Raw genomic sequence first — 16136 nt, forward strand, 5'->3', positions numbered from 1 at the left:
GTTCGTGAACACCAGCGATGTCGAGCCCGCTGCCCCCGCGCCCACCGGCAAGGAGGCGGCGGGCCTGCCGAGCGAACGGCTACTGCTGTTCACCGACGCGGTGACCGCCATCTCCCTCACTCTGCTGGTGCTGCCTCTGGTCGACCTCGTTCCCGAGGCCGCGTCCGCGCACGAGCACGCCCGGGACGTCATCCTCGACCACCTCGACCAGATCTGGAGCTTCCTGCTGAGCTTCGCCGTGGTGGCCAGGTTCTGGTTCGCCCACCACCGGGCGTTCTCCGTGGTCGGTTCGCTCAACCGGTCCCTGTCGGTGTGGAACATGGGCTGGCTGCTGTGCATCGTGGTCCTGCCCCTGCCGACCGAAATGATCGGGTCCTTCGGGGGCGATCGGTTCGCGGCCACGTTCTACTACCTCACGCTCCTGGCGAGCATGGTGTGCCACATGGCGATGCTGAGGGTGCTGAAGGCGCACTCCGAATTGCTCGCCGACGACGGGGAGAAGTCCCGCGCCCTGGTTGCCCGGTCCTATGGCGAGTCCGTGCGCAACATCATGGCGCTGGTGCTGGCCCTCGTGGTCGCGCTCGCCGTACCCGCGCTGCAGTACTACAGCCTGGTACTCCTCGCCTCCACTCCGTGGATGGAGCGCCTGGGCGCCTGGCGCCGCTCGCGCTGAACACGCAGGGCCGCTGAGTCAGGGGCCTGCGTGTTCAGCACTCGATGATGTTCACCGCGAGCCCGCCCCGCGCCGTCTCCTTGTACTTGACGGACATGTCCGCGCCGGTGTCCCGCATCGTCTTGATGACCTTGTCCAGGGACACCTTGTGCGAGCCGTCGCCGCGCAGCGCCATCTTCGCGGCCGTGACGGCCTTGACCGCCGCCATGCCGTTTCGCTCGATGCACGGGATCTGGACGAGGCCGCCGACCGGGTCGCAGGTCAGGCCGAGGTTGTGCTCCATGCCGATCTCGGCCGCGTTCTCCACCTGCTCCGGGGAGCCGCCGAGCGCCTCGGCGAGCGCGCCCGCCGCCATCGAGCAGGCGGAGCCGACCTCGCCCTGGCAGCCGACCTCGGCGCCGGAGATGGAGGCGTTCTCCTTGAAGAGCATGCCGATCGCGCCCGCCGTGAGGAGGAGGCGGATCACGCCGTCCTCGTCGGCGCCCGGCACGAAGTTCACGTAGTAGTGCAGGACCGCCGGGATGATGCCGGCCGCGCCGTTCGTGGGGGCCGTCACGACCCGGCCGCCCGCCGCGTTCTCCTCGTTCACGGCCATCGCGTAGAGGGTGATCCACTCCATGGCGAGGGCCTTGGGGTCGCCCTCGGCGCGCAGCTTGCGGGCCGAACCCGCCGCGCGGCGGCGGACCTTGAGGCCGCCGGGCAGGATGCCCTCGTGGGACATGCCGCGGGAGACGCAGGACTGCATGACGCGCCAGATGTCGAGGAGACCCTCGCGGATCTCGTCCTCCGTACGCCAGGCCTTCTCGTTCTCCAGCATCATGGCCGGGATGGACAGGCCGGTCTCCTGCGCGAGGCGGAGCAGCTCGTCGCCGGTGCGGAAGGGGTACTTGAGTGACGTGTCGTCGGGGACGATCGGGTTCGCGCCCTCGACAGCGTCCTCGTCGACGACGAAGCCGCCGCCCACCGAGTAGTACGTCTTGGTGAGCAGTTCCTTGCCGTCGGCCTTGCCATCGGCGCCGTACGCCCACAGCGTCATGCCGTTCGCGTGGTACGGGAGGGCCTTGCGGCGGTGCAGGACGAGATCGTCGTCGTACGAGAACGGGATCTCGTGGGCGCCGAGCAGGTTGAGGCGGCCCGATTCCTTGATCGCCTCCACGCGCTCGTCGGCGTGCTCGACGTCGACCGTGCGCGGGGAGTCGCCCTCCAGGCCGAGCAGCACCGCCTTCGGGGTGCCGTGCCCGTGCCCGGTCGCGCCCAGGGAGCCGTACAGCTCGGCGTGGACGGCGGAGGTGTGGGCCAGCAGGCCCTCGTTCTTCAGGCGCCGCGCGAACATGCGGGCGGCGCGCATCGGGCCGACCGTGTGAGAGCTGGACGGGCCGATGCCGATCGAGAACAGGTCGAAGACCGAGATGGCCACGGGTTCCTCCAGGGGACGGTACAGAAGTGGTGCGGGGCACCGCGCACTGTCCAGTGTGCGCGGTGCCCCGGGGAGCGAGCCCGCTGTTACTTGCCGAGATTCGGGTACAGCGGGTGCTTGTCGGCCAGAGCGGTCACTCGGGCCTTGAGCGCCTCGGTGTCGTAGGACGGCTGGAGAGCCAGCGCGATCACGTCGGCGACCTCGCGGAAGTCCTCGGCCCGGAAGCCGCGGGTGGCGAGGGCCGGGGTGCCGATCCGCAGGCCGGAGGTGACCATCGGCGGGCGCGGGTCGTTCGGGACCGCGTTGCGGTTGACCGTGATGCCGACCTCGTGGAGGCGGTCCTCGGCCTGCTGGCCGTCGAGCTCCGAGTCGCGCAGGTCGACGAGGACCAGGTGCACGTCGGTGCCGCCGGACAGGACGTTGACGCCCGCCGCGCGGGACTCCGGGGTCGTCAGGCGCTCGGCGAGGAGCTGGGCGCCCTCGATCGTGCGGGCCTGGCGCTCCTTGAAGTCCTCCGAGGCGGCGACCTTGAAGGAGACGGCCTTGGCCGCGATCACGTGCTCCAGGGGACCGCCCTGGAAGCCCGGGAAGACCGCCGAGTTCAGCTTCTTCGCGAAGTCCTTGTTGCGGGCGAGGATGATGCCGCCGCGCGGACCGCCGAGCGTCTTGTGCGTCGTGGACGTGACGACATCGGCGTGCGGGACCGGGTTGGGGTGCAGGCCCGCGGCCACGAGGCCCGCGAAGTGCGCCATGTCGACCCAGAGCAGCGCCTCGACCTCGTCGGCGATGCGACGGAACTCGGCGAAGTCCAGCTGGCGCGGGTACGCCGACCAGCCGGCGATGATCACCTTCGGGCGGTGCTCCTTGGCGAGCCGCTCGACCTCGGCCATGTCGACCAGGCCCGCGTCGTCCACGTGGTACGGGACCACGTTGAACTGCTTGCCGGAGAAGTTCAGGCGCATGCCGTGCGTGAGGTGGCCGCCGTGCGCCAGGTCCAGGCCGAGGATCGTGTCGCCCGGCTTGGCGATGGCGAAGAGCGCGGCCTGGTTCGCGGAGGCGCCGGAGTGCGGCTGCACGTTCGCGTACTCGGCGCCGAAGAGCGCCTTCACGCGGTCGATGGCGATCTGCTCGGTGACGTCGACGTGCTCGCAGCCGCCGTAGTAGCGGCGGCCGGGGTAGCCCTCCGCGTACTTGTTGGTGAGGACCGAGCCCTGGGCCTCCATGACGGCGGCCGGGGCGAAGTTCTCCGACGCGATCATTTCGAGGGTCGACTGCTGGCGCTTCAGCTCGGCGTCGACCGCGAGGGCGACCTCGGGGTCGAGCTCGTGCAGGGATTCGTTCAGTACGGACATCAGGGGGTCAGCTCCCGGAGAACTCGGTGTACTCGTCGGCGGAGAGCAGGTCCTTCGGCTCGTCGGCCAGCCGGACCTTGAACAGCCAGCCGCCCTCGAACGGGGCCGAGTTGACGAGGGCCGGGTCGTCGACGACGTCCTGGTTGATCTCGGTGACCTCGCCGCCGACGGGGGAGTACAGGTCGGAGACCGACTTGGTCGACTCGAGCTCGCCGCAGGTCTCGCCCGCGGTCACGGTGTCACCGACCTCGGGGAGCTGGACGAACACGATGTCACCGAGCGCGTTCGCGGCGTGCTCCGTGATGCCGATCGTGGCGACGCCATCCTCGACGGCGGAGAGCCACTCGTGCTCCTTGCTGTAACGCAGCTGCTGGGGGTTGCTCATGAGGCGAATTCTCCTGTACGCGGGAAGGTGCTGGTGACAGAGGGGGCGCCGGTGCGCGGCGCGGACTACTTCTGGCGCTTGTAGAACGGCAGCGCCACGACCTCGTACGGCTCGTGCTTGCCGCGGATGTCGACACCGACCCCCGATGAAGAAGCAGCACCGGCCTCGGCGTGCGCCGGGTCCACGTACGCCATCGCGATCGGCTTGCCCAGTGTCGGGGACGGGGCGCCGGAGGTGACCTCGCCGATCACCGTGCCGTCGACGACGACGGACATCCCGGCGCGCGGGACACGGCGGCCCTCGGCGATGAGGCCGACGAGCTTGCGGGGCGGGTTGGCCTCGGCGCGCTCGGCGGCGGCGACCAGCGCGTCGTGGCCCACGAAGTCGTCCCCGTGCGAGGTCTTCTCGAACTTCACGACGCGGCCGAGACCGGCGTCGAAGGGTGTGAGGTCGGTCGTCAGCTCGTGCCCGTACAGCGGCATGCCCGCCTCCAGGCGCAGCGTGTCCCGGCAGGAAAGGCCGGCGGGGATCAGGCCGTACTCGGCGCCCGCCTCGGTCAGCGCCTGCCACAGCTTCTCGGCGTCGGCGGGGGCGACGAACAGCTCGAAGCCGTCCTCGCCGGTGTAGCCGGTGCGCGCGATGAGCGCCTGTACGCCGGCGACGGTGCCGGGCAGCCCCGCGTAGTACTTCAGGCCGTCCAGGTCCGCGTCCGTGACGGACTTCACGATCGCCGCGGAGGTCGGGCCCTGCACCGCGAGCAGCGCGTACGCGTCCCGGTCGTCGCGGACCTCGGCGTCGAAGCCGACGGCGCGCTCGGTGAGGGCGTCGAGGACGACCTGCGCGTTGCCCGCGTTCGCGACCACCATGTAGGTGGTCTCCTCCAGCCGGTACACGATCAGGTCGTCGAGGATCCCGCCGTCGGCGCGGCAGATCATGGTGTAGCGGGCGCGGCCGAGGCCGACGGAGCCGATGTTGCCGACGAGCGCGTGGTTGAGCAGGTCCGCGGCGGCGGGACCGGACACCGTGATCTCGCCCATGTGGGAGAGGTCGAAGAGGCCGGCACGCGTGCGTACCGCGTTGTGCTCGTCGCGCTCGCTGCCGTAGCGCAGCGGCATGTCCCAGCCGGCGAAGTCGGTCATCGTCGCCCCGAGTGAACGATGCAGGGCGTCAAGGGCAGTGGTGCGGCTCATGGCTGGTGTGCTCCCGGTGGCATGACGACGATGGCGGAGTCCCGCTGATCGCGCGCGGGACGTCCTCCCCATCTGTCATCGGAACCTGAGAGGTTCGCCCCGAGGGGGCTTGCACCTTGGGTGGGGGCGTCACGTCACAAAGACGCCCCACTTTTCAGATCTGCCTCGCCCGCGCGGTACGGGGCCTGAGAGATTCAAGGGAGGAACTTGCTCCTTCGGCGTCCGGGGACCCGTGGGTACCCGGAACTCTCCCGCGCGGATTCAAGCGGCCGGTATGCAGTTTGCGCGCACATCATTGCATGCCCGTCCGACAGGGAAAGCCCTTGAGTGGCATTACCTTCTCTTTACACTTGAGGGGCAAGGGTGGCGTGACCGGAACGGGGAGGACGATCACGGTGCAGAAGGCAGTGGCGGGGGCGTACGCGGTGGCGGCTTCGGCGCCGGTGGTGGCGGGGGTGCGGACCTCCGGCCGCCGCTCGGTGCGGGACCTGCGCGGCCGCCGCGGTCACACGCCGCGCCTGCTCGCCTTCGCGGCGGGCGACCTCGTCGTGCTCTCGGGCCTGCCGGGCAGCGGAAAGTCGACGCTGATGCGGCGGGCCGTGGCGGAGATCCGGATCGACTCGCAGGACACCCGCGAGCGTTGGGCCGCGCGCATGCCGCGCCACCTGCCGTACGCGCTGTACCGCCCGCTGGTCCGCGTCGCGCACTACGTGGGGCTGCGCCGGGCGATGCGCTCGGGCGTGAGCGTCGTCGTGCACGACTGCGGTACGCAGGCGTGGGTGCGCCGCTGGGTGATCCGCACGGCGCGGCGGCGCGGCGCGGCCGTCCACCTGATGCTGCTCGACGTACCGGCGGACACGGCCCTCGAGGGGCAGCGGGACCGCGGCCGCGGGGTGTCCCGGTACGCCTTCGCCCGGCACCGCAGAGCGGTGGGCGCGCTCGTCAGCTCGACGGAGCAGGGGAACCTGCCGGCCGGGATGGATTCGGCGGTGCTGCTCGACCGGGCGGCGATGGAGGCGCTGGGAGGGATCACGTTCGACGACTGACAGCGGTTAAGGTCGGCGGGCAGCAGCAGCGGGCGGAACAGCAGAGGTTGATGGCAGTCATGGAGTTCCCAGGTACCCCGGAGCCGGGGCACGATCACGCCCAGGGGCACGAGGGCGGCTACGCCCACCCCGCGCAGGGCTGGCCGGCCAACGAGCTGGAGGAGGTCCTCGCCGCGGCGCTCGGGCGGCCGGAGTCCGGCGCCCGCGTCGTCGAGGTGCTCGGCCGCAGCCACGTGTGGATCCCGCTGCCCAGGGGCGGTTCGAACGCCAGCAGGGACCTCGATCTGCCGAGCCTGGAGATCGGGGGCCAGGCCTACGTCCCCGTGTTCAGCTCCGAGCAGCAGTTCATGGCGGTCACCGGTGGCCGGATGGACTGCACCGTGGCCCCGGCCGTGGAGTTCGCGCGCGGGCTTCCGCCGCAGCTCGGCATCGCCGTGAACCCGGACGGCACGGTGGGTGTGCCGCTTCCGCCGCAGGCCGTCGCCGAGCTGGCCCGCAGTGGCCGCACGCCGCTGGACGGCCCGGCGGCGGGTGGCCGCGTGGTGCTCAGCGAGCCGGACTGGCAGGTCGACCCCATGGACTTCCTGGCCGCGGTGCGTGAGGAGTTCGAGGCGCTCGGCACGGTACTGAGCGCCCGGCGCTGCCTCGCGACCGTGGAGGACGCCGAGCCGTCCCTGTTCATCGGCGTGGAGCTGCTGGCGCAGGCCGCCGGCGCCGCGGGCGGCGCGCGGGACGTTCCGCTGGACGCGCTGGGGCGGGCGCTGGGCCGCGCGCCGGTGGCCTGGACCGTCAACCTGGTGTTCCTGGACGTGACGCAGGACCCGGTCGCGGACTGGCTGCGTACACACGTACGGCCGTTCTACGTACGAGAAGGGTGACGGCGTCCGTCAAGTCGGTGTCAGTATCGCCGCTTAAGCTGGTTTCATGACGTGACCGGTCGGCGCTTCGCTCTCCGGCCACGTGTGGGACACGGACGTATGTGAAGAGCCGAAGGGGCGGTTACGGGTGAGTGCGTCGGGCACGGCCGCGGCTGGACAAGTCGAGCACATGCTGCGCCAGGTGACGCCGGGACGCTACGACGCGTACGAGGCGCTCCTCAAGGCCCTCGCCGACCCCGCGGCCGGGCAGGTCTGGATGCTGCTCTGGCACGGCCAGGCCGGATCCCCTGACGCCCAGTACGGGAACATGGAGGTGGACGGCTTCTCGTACGCCCCGTGCGTCACCTCCGCCCAGGAGCTCTCCGCCTCCGGCTGGTCAAGGGCGTACGAGGTGGTGAGCGGGGTCGACGCGGCGCGCACGCTCTACCCGGACCAGTACGGGCTCTGGCTGAACCCGCACGCGCCGGGTGGCGGCGTCGGCATCCCGTGGCTCGACCTGCGCCGCATCGCGGGCGGCCTCGACCGGCAGCCGGCGGGCCCGCTGAGGCTCTCCGAGCCCGCGATCGAAATCCCCCAGTTCTATGCGGTGTTGACGCAGAACGCCCATCGCACGACGGCGATCCGCTCGCTGCGCCGTGCCTGGGTCCAGCCGACGCTCGGCGCGCCCTACCTGGCCATCGGCCTGGACGTCTACGACACGTCCCCGGCGTCCGTGGACGCGGTCCGGGCGATGATGCAGCAGTCCATCCCGGCGGTCCCCGAGGGCCTCCCGGTCTCCACGGTCGCGATGTCGGACGAGTACGACCCCATTGCCATGTGGCTCCGGGCCAACGCGCGGCCGTTCTACGACCGCGAGGCGCATGTCGCTCCCGCTGGCGGTGGGTACGGGTATCCGCCGCCGTACGGCGCTACGCGCTGAAAGGATGCCCTCAAACGCCGGGCGGGCTTGATTCATCCGGACGGGCTGGAACATTCCAGCCCGCCTTTGGACGAGAGGCACATCTTTTTGCGCCGGTGCCGCCCCAACTGTCCCGGTTGCGCGGCCATTCGGCCGCTTGTGGCCCAACTGCCCACCGTCCGCACCCCGTTCACCCCTCTCCGGATAACGGAACACCCCAGCCTGCATCACGTTTAGGCATCCTTTCGCTGTCAAGTCTGGTAACAGATCGCGCCCAGGTTGAAGACTCCCGCAGCAAGGGGGCTTCGCCTCTGTGTACGACGGACTGAACCACGCCGCCACAGCGGCAAGTGCGGGCCGGTCACCGCCGGTTGAGAGGGGTCCTTGCCACGATGACGGCACCATTGCACGACACGAGCGCGGAAGCGGAACCGAGCGCCCCGGTCGAGCCTGCCAAGGGAGACGGAGAGCGCAAGGTCGAGGGCCGGTCGCTCAAGCAGATCGCCTGGAACCGGCTGAAGCGCGACAAGGTCGCCCTCGGCGGTGGCATCGTTGTCGTCCTTCTGATCCTGGTCGCGGTCTTCGCTCCGCTCATCGTCAGCCTGCTCGGCCACCCGCCGAACCAGTTCCACCAGGACAAGCTGGACGAGCTGACGAACCTGCCCAAGGGCGCCCTGGGCGGCGTCAGCGCGGATCACCTCTTCGGCGTGGAGCCCAACAAGGGCCGCGACATCTTCAGCCGCATCGTCTACGGCACCCGCGTCTCGATGCTGGTCGCCTTCCTCGCCGCAGTCGTCGCCGTCGTGCTCGGCACCCTCTTCGGCATCATCGCCGGCTACTTCGGCGGCTGGGCGGACGCGGTGATCAGCCGCGTGATGGACGTGCTGCTGTCCTTCCCGCAGCTCCTTTTCATCATCTCCCTGGTCTCCGTCCTCCCCAACGACCTGCTCGGCCTCACCGGCAGCGGCGTGCGCATCATGATTCTGATCATGGTGATCGGCTTCTTCGGCTGGCCGTACATCGGCCGGATCGTGCGCGGGCAGACGCTCTCCCTGCGCGAGCGGGAGTACGTGGAGGCGGCACGCAGCCTCGGCGGCGGGCCCCGGCACATCCTCTTCCGCGAGCTGCTGCCGAACCTGGTGGCGCCCATCACCGTGTACACCACGCTGATGATCCCCACCAACATCCTCACGGAGGCGGCGCTCAGCTTCCTCGGCGCCGGTGTCCGGCCGCCGACCGCCTCGTGGGGCGGCATGCTGCGGGACGCGCTCAGCACCTACGAGCACGACCCGATGTTCATGGTCTTCCCTGGCGTGGCGATCTTCATCACCGTGCTGGCCTTCAACCTCTTCGGGGACGGCCTGCGCGACGCGCTCGACCCCAAGGGCACCCGATAGACACCCGTCAACTGCCCCTGCCGTCCTGTCAGGAGCACTCCCTGTAGGTCCCTCATGGCCCTGCGGCCGCAAGGTCAAGGACCGCGATTCCCGGAGGATGCGAGAAGAATGCCCAAAGGTTTCCAGAGTCGACGGATGACGGCGGCCGCTGCCCTCGTGGCCGCGTCGGCGCTCACCGTCACCGCCTGCGGCGGTGGCGACGACAGCGACAACAAGTCGAAGGGCGCCGGCTACAACGCCGCCATAGGCAAGATCGCCAACAAGTCGACCACAAAGGGCGGCACGCTCCGCATGGTCGCCAAGCAGGACCTGGACAGTTTCGACCCGCAGCGCGCCTACTTCGGCATGGCGTGGGACTTCATGCGCTTCTACAACCGCACCCTGGTGACGTACGACACCAAGCCGGGCGCCGCGGGCAACGCGCTGGTCCCCGACATGGCGAGCGGCATGGCCAAGGTCAGCGACGGCGGCAAGACCTACACGTACAAGCTGCGTTCCGGCCTCACCTGGGAGGACGGCTCGAAGCTGACCTCCAAGGACATCAAGTACGGCATCGAGCGCATCTGGGCCGACGACGTCATCACCGGCGGCCCGGTGTACCTGAAGCAGGTGCTCGACCCCAAGGGCGAGTACAAGGGCCCGTACAAGGACAAGTCCAAGGACAAGCTCGGCCTCAAGGCCATCGACACGCCCGACGACAACACCATCGTCTTCCATCTGCCGCAGCCCAACAGCGACTTCGAGCAGATGCTCGCCATGCCGTCCGGCTCCGCGGTGAAGCAGTCGGCGGACACCCGGGAGAAGTACACGACCAAGCCGATGGCCAACGGTCCGTACAAGGTCCAGTCGCACCAGGCGAACAAGTCGATCGTGCTGGTCCGCAACAAGGCGTGGAAGAAGTCCTCGGACCCGAACAACCCCGCGCTGCCGGACAAGATCACGGTCGCGATCAACAAGAACCTCGAAGAGAACGACAAGAACCTGATGGCCGGCCAGTACGACGTCGACCTCAACGGCACCGGCATGACCCAGTCCGGCCGGACCACCGCCGTGACGGACAACAGGGCCGACGTCGACAACATGCAGACGCCGTTCGTCCGTTACGTGGCCCTGGTCACGACGACCAAGCCGATGGACAACGTCAACTGCCGCAAGGCCGTCTTCTACGCCACCGACTTCAAGAGCCTGCAGCAGACCCGCGGCGGCGAGGTCGCGGCCGGCAAGATCGCCAACAACCCCTTCCCGAAGGCGGTTCCGGGCCACGACGACGCGTACGACCCGTACGGCGTGGTGGAGCGCAAGGGCAAGCCGGACGTGGCCAAGGCCAAGGACGCGTTGAAGAAGTGCGGCAAGCCGAGCGGCTTCTCGACCGTGCTGACCGCGCGCAGCGACCAGCCCGGTGAGGAGGACGCCGCCGAGGCGCTGCAGGAGCAGCTCGGCAAGGTCGGCATCAAGCTGACCATCGACACCTTCTCCGGTGCCGACGCCTCCTCCATCTCCGGCGACCTGAAGAAGGTCAAGGAGCGCGGCTACGGCATGACGATGAGTGGTTGGGGTCCGGACTTCAACACCGGCCAGGGCTTCGGCCAGCCGCTGTGGGACAGCCGCTTCATCCAGAAGACCGGCAACTACAACGAGTCGCAGATCGACGACCCGAAGATCGACAAGATGTTCGACAACGCGCTGAAGACGACCGACAAGGCCGAGGCGAAGAGCATCTACACCGACATGGGTCACCGGATCCTGGACGAGGCCTACTGGATGCCGTTCATCTACGAGGCCAACATCACCTGGCGCGGGCCGCGACTGACGAACGCCTACTCGGCTCCCGCCTGGAGTGGCCGCTACGACTACGCCAAGCTCGGAGTGACGAAGTAGCAGCGACCGACTCGCTGACATCCCAGCCGACACCCACCAGTCCGAAGGGCAGGTGATGGTCCCGGCAGGCGGCCGGACCCCGTAACCCGAGGTCCGGCCGCCCAGGGGCCGCGCACAGTGCTTGCTTACCTCATCCGGCGCCTGAGCGCCGTCATTGTGATGGTGCTGATCGTCCTGCTGACGACGTTCGCCATCTTCTTCCTGCTGCCGAAGTGGTCCGGGCAGGACGTCGCCACGCTCTTCGCGGGCAAGGCCACATCGCCGGAGCAGCTTGCGGGCATCCGCGTCAAGCTCGGGCTCAACGACCCGCTGCTGGTGCAGTTCTGGGACTTCGTCAGGGCGATCCCGATGGGCCGGGACTACGTCTCCGGCGGCAGTGTGACCCACTGTCCAGCGCCGTGCCTCGGCTACTCCTTCCGCACGGAGGAGCCGGTCTGGAACACCATCACCGGCGCCCTGCCGGTGACCGTGGCGCTCGCCGCGGGCGCGTGCGTCCTGTGGCTGGTCGGCGGCGTGGCCGTGGGTGTCGTCTCCGCGCTGAAGCGGGGCACCGTCTGGGACCGCAGCGCGATGATCGCCGCGCTCTCCGGCGTCTCCATGCCGATCTTCTTCACCGGCATGGTGATGATGGGCATCTTCGTCCACAGCCTGGGGCTCATCAAGATCAGCGACAGCCTGTCCAGCGACCAGTCCATCGGGACCTGGATCGAGACGCTGATCCTGCCCTGGATCGCCCTGGCCTTCCTGCAGGCGGCGATGTACGCCCGCCTCACCCGGGCCACCATGCTCGAGGTCATGGGCGAGGACTACATCCGCACCGCCCGCTCCAAGGGCCTCGGCGAACGGGCCGTCATCACCCGGCACGCCCTGCGCTCCACGATGACGCCGATCCTCACCGTCTTCGGTCTCGACCTGGGCGTCCTGATGGGCGGCGCCATCCTGACGGAGTCGACCTTCGGCCTGAAGGGCGTCGGATTCGAAGCCGTCAACGCCGTCGAGGCCAAAGACCTCCCGGTGATCCTGGGGGTCACCCTGGTCATGTCGCTGGCCATCGCCATCGCGAACCTCGTCGTCGACATGATGTACGCCGTGATCGACCCCCGAGTGAGGCTGGGATGAGCGAGCAGAGCAACACAGGGACCGTCGTGGGCGAGCCCTTCGCGGCCGACTCCCGGCCCCCGACCGCCTTCCTCGAGGTCCGTGACCTCAAGGTGCACTTCCCCACCGACGACGGCCTGGTGAAGTCCGTCGACGGCCTGAACTTCTCGTTGGAGAAGGGCCGGACCCTCGGCATCGTGGGCGAGTCCGGCTCCGGTAAGTCCGTGACCTCGCTGGGCATCATGGGCCTGCACACGGTCGGCCAGTACTCCAAGCGCCGGGCGCAGGTATCCGGCGAGATCTGGCTGGACGGGGAGGAACTGCTGTCCTCCCCGAAGGACAAGGTGCGCCGGCTGCGCGGCCGCGAGATGGCGATGATCTTCCAGGATCCGCTGTCGGCGCTGCACCCGTACTACACGATCGGCAAGCAGATCGTGGAGGCCTACCGGGTCCACCACAACGTGGACAAGAAGGTCGCGCGCAAGCGGGCCGTCGAGATGCTCGACCGCGTCGGCATCCCGCAGCCCGACAAGCGGGTCGACTCCTATCCGCACGAGTTCTCGGGCGGCATGCGCCAGCGCGCGATGATCGCGATGGCGCTGGTCAACAACCCCGAACTCCTCATCGCCGACGAGCCGACCACCGCGCTCGACGTGACGGTGCAGGCGCAGATCCTCGACCTGATCCGCGATCTGCAGAAGGAGTTCGGCTCGGCCGTCATCATGATCACGCACGACCTCGGTGTCGTCGCGGAGATGGCGGACGAGCTGCTCGTCATGTACGGCGGCCGCTGCGTGGAGCGGGGGACCGCCGAGCAGGTCTTCAGCACGCCCCAACATCCGTACACCTGGGGCCTGCTGGGCTCGATGCCGCGCATCGACCGGGACCAGGGGGAGCGGCTCACCCCGGTCAAGGGCTCCCCGCCCAGCCTCATCAACCTGCCGAGCGGCTGCGCCTTCAACCCGCGCTGCCCGTACGCGGACGTGCCCAAGGACAACATCACGCGCACCGAGCGCCCCGAACTGCGGGAAGTCGGCTCCGGACACTTCTCCGCCTGCCACATGTCGGGCGAGGAACGCGAGCGGATCTGGACCGAAGAGATTGCGCCGAAGCTGTGACGGACGCCAAAGGACCTGACACCGAGATGACGCCCTCTACGATCCCCCAGCAGGCGACGACCTCTCCGGACCCGGCGGCCGGTGAGCCGCTGCTCAAGGTCGAAGGACTGGTCAAGCACTTCCCCATCCGCAAGGGCCTGCTCAAGCGGCAGGTCGCCGCGGTGCAGGCGGTCGACGGGCTCTCCTTCGACGTCCGCGCCGGTGAGACGCTCGGCGTGGTGGGCGAGTCCGGCTGCGGCAAGTCGACCATGGGCCGGCTGATCACGCGGCTCCTTGAACCCACGGCCGGACGCGTCGAGTTCGAGGGCCAGGACATCACGCACCTGGGCACCGGCGGGATGCGGCCGCTGCGCCGCGACGTCCAGATGATCTTCCAGGACCCGTACTCGTCGCTGAACCCGCGCCACAACATCGGCGCGATCGTCGGCGCTCCGTTCCGGATCCAGGGGGTCAAGCCCGAGGGCGGCGTGCGCAAGACCGTCCAGGAACTCCTGGAGAAGGTCGGCCTCAACCCCGAGCACTACAACCGCTATCCGCACGAGTTCTCCGGCGGGCAGCGTCAACGCATCGGCATCGCGCGGGCGTTGGCGCTCAATCCGAAGCTGGTGGTGGCGGACGAGCCGGTGTCGGCGCTTGACGTCTCCATCCAGGCTCAGGTCGTGAACCTCCTTGACGACCTCCAGGACGAGCTCGGCCTCACGTACGTGATCATCGCGCACGACCTCTCGGTCATCCGGCACGTCTCGGACCGGATCGCGGTCATGTACCTCGGCAAGATCGTCGAGTTGGCGGACCGCGACGACCTCTACTCGAAGCCGATGCACCCGTACACGAAGGCGCTGCTCTCGGCGGTGCCGGTGCCGGACCCCAAGCGGCGCGGCGTGAAGTCGGAACGCATCCTGCTGCGCGGCGACGTCCCGTCACCGATCGATCCGCCCACCGGGTGCCGGTTCCATACGCGGTGCTGGAAGGCGACGGAGCTCTGCAAGACGACCGAGCCCCCGCTCATCCCGCTCGCCACGGCCCACCAGGTGGCGTGCCACCACCCGGAGAACGCGGCGGACCAGGCGCCGGAGGACTCCACGCTCCTCCAGGTGGCGAAGGAGGCGATCGACGTGATCACGGTCCCGGAACCCACACCCCCCAAGGACTGAAAAGACCGGGGCTCCGCCCCGCACCCCGCTGCGGCGATTGGTATTTCCAGCCCCGCCGGCGATTGAGGCGCGGGGTCCGGGGCGGAGCCCCGTGGCGTAGGACCGGTGCCGCGTGCCGGGCGCAACCCGTTCCCGCGCAAATGGCCCGATGGGGTCATGTACACGCCGACCGCCGAGCGGCAGAGTTCCGCTGTCCGTTACACCGGAACCCGCTCGAAGGGACGCCCATGGCCCTCTCCCGTTCGGCACGCCTGGCCGCGCTCACCGTAGCCGCCGCCTCCTTCTGCCTGATAGCCGCCGGCCCCGCCCCCACCCCCGGCTCCGACGGCATCGGCGACCCGTACTTCCCCCAGCTCGGCAACGGCGGCTTCGACGCCCGCCACTACGCCCTCGACGTCGCGTACAACCCCGACACCGACCGCCTCGACGGCCGTACGACCCTCACCGCGCGCGCCACCCAGAACCTCTCCGCCTTCGACCTCGACCTGCAGAAGCTGACCGTCACCAAGGTCGAAGTGAACGGCAGACGCGCCGAGTTCACCCGCAGCGGCGACGAACTGCGCGTCACACCGCGTGCCTCGCTCCACAAGGGCAAGACCTTCACCACGACCGTCACCTACGGCGGCGTGCCCGAGCCCCTCAGCGGCCCCATCGTCTTCGGCTCCGACTACGGCTGGATGAAGACGGCGGACGGCGTCTTCGTCGCGTGCGAGCCGAACGCCGCCTCCACCTGGTTCCCGTCCAGCGACCACCCGTCGGACAAGGCCACGTACGACATCCGTATCAAGGCCCCGAAGGGTCTGACCGGTGTCTCCAACGGCCGCCTTGTCGACACGTACGACACCGACAAGGGCAAGCAGACCGTCCATCACTGGCGCGAGTCGAAGCCCATGGCGACGTATCTCGCGACCGCCAGCATCGGCAAGTTCGACGTGAAGAGCGGTAAGACGCCCGCCGGAACCCCCATCTACGTAGCCATCGACCCGGTCCTCGCCAACAGCAACAACGTCGACGTGTACGCGGTGACCGCCGAGGCCACCGATTACTGGTCGCGGGTCTTCGGCCCGTACCCCTTCGAGGAGACGGGCGCGGTCGTCGACGACATGCCGCAGGCCGGATTCTCGCTGGAGACCCAGTCCAAGCCCAGCTACTCCGCCGTCCGCTCCGAGTCGACGATCGTGCACGAGCTGGCCCACCAATGGTTCGGCGACTCGGTCTCCGTCGATCAGTGGAAGGACATCTGGCTCAACGAGGGCTTCGCCACGTACGCCCAGTGGCTGTGGACCGAGCACAAGGGCGGCGCCTCGGCCCACGACTCCTTCCTCGCGGGCTACAACTCCCGCCCGGCGGACTCCACCTTCTGGCAGGTGAAGGTCGGCGACCCGCAGCGCGACACGATGTTCGCCTCCGCCGTCTACCAACGCGGCGCGATGACGCTCCAGATGCTGCGCGAGCGCATCGGCGACAAGGCGTTCTTCAAGCTGCTGCCGAAGTGGACGCAGGCGAACCGGTACGGCAACGCCCGGACGTCCGACTTCATCGCCCTCGCCGAAAGGGTCTCCGGCAAGCAGCTCGACAACCTCTTCGACACCTGGCTGTTCACCACGGGCAAGCCGAGTCTGTAGCAGCGCCCCCGACAGGTAAGAATGTCG

General features: G+C 69.1%; 14 protein-coding genes and 2 riboswitches. Of the genes, 10 read left to right on the forward strand and 4 right to left on the reverse strand.

Going from position 1 to position 16136, the window contains the following annotated elements:
* The first annotated feature begins 4 nt into the window (after positions 1 to 4).
* Positions 5 to 673 carry a TMEM175 family protein gene (locus tag ABT004_RS13525; RefSeq protein ID WP_351335335.1) on the forward strand — a complete coding sequence of 223 codons (669 nt, stop codon included), beginning with the start codon at positions 5 to 7 and terminating at the stop codon, positions 671 to 673.
* Between the two features lie 34 nt (positions 674 to 707).
* Here ABT004_RS13525 and ABT004_RS13530 read toward each other — a convergent pair whose 3' ends face one another.
* The 4 genes from ABT004_RS13530 to gcvT all read right to left on the reverse strand — a co-directional run bounded on the left by ABT004_RS13530 (position 708) and on the right by gcvT (position 5017).
* Positions 708 to 2090, reverse strand: coding sequence for an L-serine ammonia-lyase (locus ABT004_RS13530; RefSeq protein WP_351335338.1), 1383 nt, complete (start codon positions 2088 to 2090; stop codon positions 708 to 710).
* Positions 2091 to 2176: 86 nt separating this feature from the next.
* A complete protein-coding gene (gene glyA / locus ABT004_RS13535; protein WP_351335340.1) occupies positions 2177 to 3442 on the reverse strand; it encodes a serine hydroxymethyltransferase in 1266 nt (421 codons plus the stop codon).
* Between the two features lie 7 nt (positions 3443 to 3449).
* The gene (gene gcvH, locus ABT004_RS13540) at positions 3450 to 3827 is read right to left on the reverse strand and encodes a glycine cleavage system protein GcvH (protein ID WP_351335343.1); all 378 of its coding nucleotides are present in this window, start codon (positions 3825 to 3827) and stop codon (positions 3450 to 3452) included.
* Positions 3828 to 3892: 65 nt separating this feature from the next.
* A complete protein-coding gene (gcvT, locus tag ABT004_RS13545) occupies positions 3893 to 5017 on the reverse strand; it encodes a glycine cleavage system aminomethyltransferase GcvT (protein WP_351335346.1) in 1125 nt (374 codons plus the stop codon).
* A 62-nt stretch (positions 5018 to 5079) separates the two neighbouring features.
* A riboswitch (glycine riboswitch) is annotated at positions 5080 to 5181 on the reverse strand.
* A riboswitch (glycine riboswitch) is annotated at positions 5182 to 5281 on the reverse strand. It abuts the riboswitch before it with no gap.
* A gap of 125 nt (positions 5282 to 5406) precedes the next feature.
* On the opposite strand from gcvT, the gene ABT004_RS13550 reads away from it, so the two are divergent.
* The 9 genes from ABT004_RS13550 (at position 5407) to ABT004_RS13590 (ending at position 16109) form a co-directional block, all read left to right on the forward strand.
* On the forward strand, positions 5407 to 6063 hold the full coding sequence (locus tag ABT004_RS13550; protein ID WP_451188178.1) for an AAA family ATPase: 657 nt from the start codon (positions 5407 to 5409) through the stop codon (positions 6061 to 6063).
* A 59-nt stretch (positions 6064 to 6122) separates the two neighbouring features.
* Positions 6123 to 6941, forward strand: coding sequence for an enhanced serine sensitivity protein SseB (locus tag ABT004_RS13555; RefSeq protein WP_351335349.1), 819 nt, complete (start codon positions 6123 to 6125; stop codon positions 6939 to 6941).
* Positions 6942 to 7068: 127 nt separating this feature from the next.
* Positions 7069 to 7860, forward strand: a complete 792-nt coding sequence (locus tag ABT004_RS13560) for an enhanced serine sensitivity protein SseB C-terminal domain-containing protein (RefSeq protein WP_351335352.1) — start codon at positions 7069 to 7071, stop codon at positions 7858 to 7860.
* A gap of 371 nt (positions 7861 to 8231) precedes the next feature.
* A complete protein-coding gene (locus tag ABT004_RS13565) occupies positions 8232 to 9236 on the forward strand; it encodes an ABC transporter permease (RefSeq protein WP_351335355.1) in 1005 nt (334 codons plus the stop codon).
* Positions 9237 to 9344: 108 nt separating this feature from the next.
* The gene (locus tag ABT004_RS13570; RefSeq protein ID WP_451188062.1) at positions 9345 to 11114 is read left to right on the forward strand and encodes an ABC transporter substrate-binding protein; all 1770 of its coding nucleotides are present in this window, start codon (positions 9345 to 9347) and stop codon (positions 11112 to 11114) included.
* Positions 11115 to 11231: 117 nt separating this feature from the next.
* Entirely contained in the window at positions 11232 to 12233 is a 1002-nt protein-coding gene (locus tag ABT004_RS13575) for an ABC transporter permease (protein ID WP_351335360.1), read from the forward strand.
* On the forward strand, positions 12230 to 13330 hold the full coding sequence (locus tag ABT004_RS13580; protein WP_351335362.1) for an ABC transporter ATP-binding protein: 1101 nt from the start codon (positions 12230 to 12232) through the stop codon (positions 13328 to 13330). Before ABT004_RS13575 ends, ABT004_RS13580 begins: the two co-directional genes overlap by 4 nt.
* Before the next feature lie 26 nt (positions 13331 to 13356).
* On the forward strand, positions 13357 to 14484 hold the full coding sequence (locus ABT004_RS13585; protein WP_351335365.1) for an ABC transporter ATP-binding protein: 1128 nt from the start codon (positions 13357 to 13359) through the stop codon (positions 14482 to 14484).
* A 227-nt stretch (positions 14485 to 14711) separates the two neighbouring features.
* Positions 14712 to 16109 (forward strand): M1 family metallopeptidase, encoded by a 1398-nt coding sequence (locus tag ABT004_RS13590; protein WP_351335368.1) that lies wholly within the window; start codon positions 14712 to 14714, stop codon positions 16107 to 16109.
* Positions 16110 to 16136 lie beyond the last annotated feature (27 nt).

This window comes from Streptomyces sp. NPDC002790, assembly GCF_040295505.1.
Lineage (GTDB): Bacteria > Actinomycetota > Actinomycetes > Streptomycetales > Streptomycetaceae > Streptomyces.

Bases quoted from the DNA above. Each gene is read 5' to 3' on its own strand.
- ABT004_RS13585 (WP_351335365.1), top strand. From the start codon at position 13,357: ATGACGCCCTCTACGATCCCCCAGCAGGCGACGACCTCTCCGGACCCG.
- ABT004_RS13570 (WP_451188062.1), top strand. From the start codon at position 9,345: ATGCCCAAAGGTTTCCAGAGTCGACGGATGACGGCGGCCGCTGCCCTC.
- ABT004_RS13555 (WP_351335349.1), top strand. From the start codon at position 6,123: ATGGAGTTCCCAGGTACCCCGGAGCCGGGGCACGATCACGCCCAGGGG.
- gcvH (WP_351335343.1), bottom strand. From the start codon at position 3,827: ATGAGCAACCCCCAGCAGCTGCGTTACAGCAAGGAGCACGAGTGGCTC.
- gcvT (WP_351335346.1), bottom strand. From the start codon at position 5,017: ATGAGCCGCACCACTGCCCTTGACGCCCTGCATCGTTCACTCGGGGCG.
- ABT004_RS13590 (WP_351335368.1), top strand. From the start codon at position 14,712: ATGGCCCTCTCCCGTTCGGCACGCCTGGCCGCGCTCACCGTAGCCGCC.
- ABT004_RS13580 (WP_351335362.1), top strand. From the start codon at position 12,230: ATGAGCGAGCAGAGCAACACAGGGACCGTCGTGGGCGAGCCCTTCGCG.
- glyA (WP_351335340.1), bottom strand. From the start codon at position 3,442: ATGTCCGTACTGAACGAATCCCTGCACGAGCTCGACCCCGAGGTCGCC.
- ABT004_RS13565 (WP_351335355.1), top strand. From the start codon at position 8,232: ATGACGGCACCATTGCACGACACGAGCGCGGAAGCGGAACCGAGCGCC.